This is a genomic window from Acinetobacter sp. 766875, assembly GCF_000582055.1.
Taxonomy (GTDB): domain Bacteria; phylum Pseudomonadota; class Gammaproteobacteria; order Pseudomonadales; family Moraxellaceae; genus Acinetobacter; species Acinetobacter nosocomialis.
Genome location: NZ_JEXX01000045.1, coordinates 1 through 3,142, shown reverse-complemented (window position 1 = coordinate 3,142; position 3,142 = coordinate 1). Strand labels below are relative to the sequence as shown.

At 34.3% G+C, this 3,142-nt stretch carries 2 protein-coding genes and 3 pseudogenes; 2 read left to right on the top strand and 3 right to left on the bottom strand.

Annotation, left to right across the window (positions count from 1 at the left end; genetic code table 11):
* Positions 1–164 (bottom strand): annotated as a pseudogene (locus tag J576_RS20160) (IS3 family transposase); the annotation flags it as partial.
* An 86-nt stretch (positions 165–250) separates the two neighbouring features.
* Positions 251–649, bottom strand: a complete 399-nt coding sequence (locus J576_RS19115; RefSeq protein ID WP_002053632.1) for a PA4824 family protein — start codon at positions 647–649, stop codon at positions 251–253.
* Positions 650–1,032: 383 nt separating this feature from the next.
* Here J576_RS19115 and J576_RS19110 point away from each other — a divergent pair, with 383 nt between their 5' ends.
* Positions 1,033–1,467, top strand: coding sequence for a hypothetical protein (locus J576_RS19110; RefSeq protein WP_002053610.1), 435 nt, complete (start codon positions 1,033–1,035; stop codon positions 1,465–1,467).
* A gap of 59 nt (positions 1,468–1,526) precedes the next feature.
* Here the strand turns inward: J576_RS19110 and J576_RS19105 are convergent.
* Positions 1,527–2,852: pseudogene (locus J576_RS19105) on the bottom strand (ATP-binding cassette domain-containing protein); the annotation flags it as partial.
* Between the two features lie 73 nt (positions 2,853–2,925).
* On the opposite strand from J576_RS19105, the pseudogene J576_RS19100 reads away from it, so the two are divergent.
* A pseudogene (locus J576_RS19100) lies at positions 2,926–3,142 on the top strand (IS3 family transposase); the annotation flags it as partial.

Below are 3,142 nucleotides of genomic sequence, written 5' to 3'. Positions count from 1 at the left end.
TGCGAGGAAGCTGAAATCAGTTGATTTTTCCAGTCGATAATTTGGTTTTGATGAACATCAAATTCAGCACTCAATTCAGCAAGTGTTTTTTCTGCTTTAATCGCAGCAAGTGCTACCTTAGCTTTAAAATCATTTGAATGATTTCTTCTTGGTCTACGTGCCATAAAATACTCCATATATTGATGTTTATAACATCATTTGGGGAGCAAAATATCACTTATAAGTGTTGTTCAAATTTCCTGATCCACCTCTAAATACTTAAGGGTACATTCACAGTCCAATCTTTTTCAGTAGTGTGGTTGTTATTAATTTGGCTAGAAAATGAAACACCAATTCCCCAGTTATTGGTCTCAAGTGGTTTTATAAGCGTTTTCCCTTGAACAGTTGTATAAGTGATATTACCTGCCTCATCAGAAAAATGACGCCCCAAACCTACACCAAACTCAAAATTGCCACCAATATTGCAAGAAGGAATAACCCAATATTCCTTATCTTTAGGGTTATTCTGCATCCATGAGTCAAGTTGACAAGAATGGGCTGGGACTAAAGACGCATCATCAACGACCATTGGTCGTCCAGCATAGCTACAAATAAATGCCAAGCAAGTGCTAAAAAAAACGATAGATTTTTTAAAATTAAGAAATAGCATTGATGACTCCAAAACAACAAGGAGCATATGTAAGTATTTACTTGTTTTTTAAAACAACTGATAAATAAGAAATAAAGCAAAAGGGAAGGACTCTCTTAAATCCACAAGAGAGCCAGTGGGCTTTAGTGGATACTTAAATCTGAGTCGATGATTTATTCTTATCAATCGAGCAAGTACTCACAATGAAGCCCCTAAAAATTCGTTGCGCGGATTCTAAGGCGGTTTTTATAAGCTGGCAAGTTAAAGTTTCATGACATATATTTTTTGAACAACTATTAAAAGACTTACAAACTCAAACGTTACTCATCAAATTTATACATAAAGTAAAATTTAATAAAAAGTATCTTTTTTATAATTATTTAAAAGAATTTTGAGGGTTAAAAATGAAAAAAAATATTAAAATTTTATTATTAACAGGATTAATTGCAACTTTACCATTAACTGTTGTTGCTAAAAATGTTGAAACCAAAGTAAGCTTTTTAAAAGGTTCTGATCAAACAACTTTAACAGGAAAATTTCAGGGCTATGATGATGTAAGGTATCGAGTTTTTGCAAAAAGTGGTCAGGTTTTAAAATTTAACATTAATAGTTATAGTAACTTAGCTTATATTAATGTTTTTGCTCCAGGTCAAAAGCCAGGCAAAGATAAGGCATTATTGGTAGGCTCGACTACAGGCTCTTCAGGAGAAGTAATACTACCCGTTGATGGTGACTATATTATTCAAGTTTATCAAATGAGAAATAGTGCACGAAAAAATAGAACCGTATCTTTTAATTTAGATCTTCAAATAGTAAATAATAAAAATATAAAATACTAATTAAGGCAATCTATATAAAAGCTCTAATAATTAGAGCTTTTATAGAAGATTAAAAAATATTAATTTAAATAAATTGACTCATGAATTCCGCACTTTTCAACAAAAGCTAAATCATGAGAGACTAATAACACAGCACCTTCATAGCTAGAAATAGCATTTGCAAATAGCTCTCTTGATTCAATATCTAGATGATTTTCTGGTTCATCGAGTAATAAAAGTTCAGGCATAGTCTCTGCATGACTTAAACCTAACAATGCGACTTTTAACTTCTCACCACCACTCAGTTGAGCTAAAGGATAAGTCCCTTTTTCACCACGAAGCCTAAGCTGACCTAGTAGATTTCTCCACTCTAACTCAGAAATATCAGGATTAATATTTCTTAAATTCTCAACAGCAGAGAGATGGTCTAACAAAAAGCTGAAGTTCTGATCTAGATAGAAGCAATTTACAAATAGGCTAATTTCATCTGTAGGCGCTACAGCAGATTGAACAATCTGTTTAAGCAAGGTTGATTTACCGACACCATTACGACCAACTAAGTGAGTTTTTTGAGAAGCTTTGAGGGCAAAATTGATGGGTTGCTGTGTTCCATAGTGAAGTTTTAAGTCATGAACTCTAAGAATTTCTCCTGAACGTTTTTGAAAAGAGGGGAACATAAATTGTTGAGGTTTTACCGTTTCCAGAAGTAATTTTTTATTTTTCAAATCCTGCTGGCTTTGCTCAATTTGACGGTGATGTTGAGACTGGATTGCTCCTAAACTTTGTCCAGCCTGTTCTTTTTTAAAGTCGAGTAAAATTTTAGCTTGTGAGTTTGAATCACGAAGTTTGTTCCCAGCACGCTCACGTTTTTGTGCTTTCATTAAAACATCATGTTGCTTCTGCTTCATGTGCTTAACTTCACGTTGATGTTGATGTACAGACTGTTCTAAAGCCTCAACTCGTGTTTGATATTGCTCATAAAAAATTTCATAGTTTCCTGTAGTGTGCTGTAAGCCATGTTCATTTAAGTGATAAATATGGTCCACTTCATTTAACAAAGTTAGATCATGGCTAATGATAAGAGCACCCGCCGGATGTTTCTTGAGGTGATGAATTAACCACTGTCTAGCATCTTGGTCGAGATGGTTACTTGGTTCATCAAGCAATAGATAGTGGTCGGTTTTTAAAAATAATGCTGCTAACGCTAACTTGGTTTTTTGTCCTTCACTTAACTGTTTCATCGGAAAGTTTAAATCGGTTGGTAAGTGAGCCGATCGCAATAAGGCTTCCCAAACAGAAGGGAGATCCCAATTACCTTCTAATAAATCATAATCATCGAATTCAGCTTCGCCTTGTTCTACTCTTTGTAAAGCTTTATAAAGATGGTCAATCTCTAAAGCTTCAGAGGTGGATCAGGAAATTTGAACAACACTTATAAGTGATATTTTGCTCCCCAAATGATGTTATAAACATCAATATATGGAGTATTTTATGGCACGTAGACCAAGAAGAAATCATTCAAATGATTTTAAAGCTAAGGTAGCACTTGCTGCGATTAAAGCAGAAAAAACACTTGCTGAATTGAGTGCTGAATTTGATGTTCATCAAAACCAAATTATCGACTGGAAAAATCAACTGATTTCAGCTTCCTCGCAAGCTTTCGATCAATCAAAAGCTCCAACAGAACCACCCATCG

Excerpts from the sequence above, each read along its gene's own strand:
- J576_RS19115 (WP_002053632.1), bottom strand. The coding sequence starts at position 649 with ATGCTATTTCTTAATTTTAAAAAATCTATCGTTTTTTTTAGCACTTGC.
- J576_RS19110 (WP_002053610.1), top strand. The coding sequence starts at position 1,033 with ATGAAAAAAAATATTAAAATTTTATTATTAACAGGATTAATTGCAACT.